General features: G+C 73.2%; 2 protein-coding genes. One reads left to right on the top strand and one right to left on the bottom strand.

Annotated elements, in window-relative coordinates:
• A partial coding sequence (locus WA805_RS31095) for a uroporphyrinogen decarboxylase (protein ID WP_425244118.1) occupies positions 1-737 on the bottom strand: 737 nt, incomplete at its 3' end.
• 465 nt (positions 738-1,202) lie between these two features.
• Here WA805_RS31095 and WA805_RS31090 point away from each other — a divergent pair.
• On the top strand, positions 1,203-1,684 hold a 482-nt coding region (locus tag WA805_RS31090; RefSeq protein WP_425244117.1), incomplete at its 3' end, for a DUF3000 family protein.

Below are 1,684 nucleotides of genomic sequence, written 5' to 3'. Positions count from 1 at the left end.
GCCTCGTCGAGCGGGACACGCCAGTCCACGCCGACCACGTCCGCGCCCGCCTCGGCGAGCAGGCCGAGGAGCTCCCCGGTGCCGACGCCGAAGTGGATCCGCGGCACTCCCGACGGCGCGAGCGCGGCGAAGATCCGCGACGTGTGCGGCAGGATCGCCTGCCGGTAGTCCGCCGGGCTGACCGCGCCCGCCCAGGAGTCGAACAGCTGCACGGCCGACGCGCCGGCCGCGACCTGCACGCGCAGGAACGAGATCGTGATGTCGGTGAGCCGCCCGAGGAGCGCGTGCCACAGCCCGGGGTCGCCGTACATCATGGCCTTGGTGCGGTCGTGGCTCTTCGACGGGCCGCCCTCGATCAGGTAGGTCGCGAGCGTGAACGGGCCGCCGGCGAAGCCGATCAGCGGCCGCGGGCCGAGCTCGCCGACCAGGGACCGTACCGCCGCGGTGATGTAGGGCACGTCGCCGGGCTCGAGCGGGCGCAGCCGGGACACGTCGCCCAGCTCGCGGAACGGCTGGCCGACCACCGGGCCGACGCCGGGCTTGATGTCCACGTCGACGCCCACCGCGCGCAGCGGGACCACGATGTCGCTGAACAGGATCGCGGCGTCCACGTCGTACCGGCGCAACGGCTGCAGGGTGATCTCGGTGATCAGCTCGGGGCGGGTGCACGCCTCCCGCATCGGGACGCCCTCCCTGACCCTGTGGTACTCGGGCAGCGAACGGCCCGCCTGGCGCATGAACCAGACCGGGGTGTACGGCACCGGCTCCCCCCGGCAGGCGCGGATGAAGGGCGATGTGGTCTGGGGCTGGGTCACCACGGGATTTTCTCACAGGCCGCGGGGCCCGAGGACCGGCGCCTCGCCAGCCCGGCGACACGCCGCCCGATATCCCCCGGAATCGCCGTCGTACATGCCAAGATCGGGACGAGTCTCGCCATCTCCGGTCGACGCGAAAGGGACGCAGCGATGAGCCAGCCGCTTGGAAACTGTCCCGGATGTGGTGGCGACGAGCCTTTCGAGCAGATCCATCCTGCTGACTGCCCGGACGCGGACGGCGGCGACTGCCCCGAGTTCATGTGCACCGGGTGCGGCGCCGCGGTCATCATGGGCACCGTGGGCACCGTGGGCGGCGAGGCCACAGCCGAGTACCGGCCCGTCCGTGCCGCGTTACAGCCGGGGCCAGCAACGACGTACGCTCGGGCCATGAGGTTGGCGGATGGGCCCGCGCCGGCGACGGCGAGCGGGCAGGCGCCTGCGCCGGACAGCGAAGTCATATTTGCCGCTGCGGTGGCGGCGTTCGAGGCAGGCCGCGACGCGGTCGCCGAGGTGCGGGGCGACATCATGTTCGAGGATCATCCGGCGCCGCGGCGGCTCGCCCCCTACGCGGCGGCGATGGCCGCCACCGCGTTCAGGGACGGCATGGAGGCGGGCGACGGCCGGATCGTGCTGCTCTACGACCCGGACGGCCACGAGGGCTGGACGGGATCGTTCCGCGTGGTGGCCCAGGTGCACGCCGACGTGGAGGAGGAGATGGCCGCCGACCCGCTGCTCGGCGAGGTCGGCTGGAGCTGGCTGACGGAGGCGCTCGACCTGCACGCGCCCGGCTACTCCGCGCCCAGCGGGACGGTGACCCGGGTGATCACGGAGGGCTTCGGCGTCAAGGACGGCGAGCCGCCGGCGACCGG

The organism is Trebonia sp. (genome assembly GCF_049794275.1).
GTDB lineage: Bacteria > Actinomycetota > Actinomycetes > Streptosporangiales > Streptosporangiaceae > Trebonia.
Note: the sequence above shows the minus strand (reverse complement) of the source record. Positions and strands in the feature narration are given on the sequence as shown.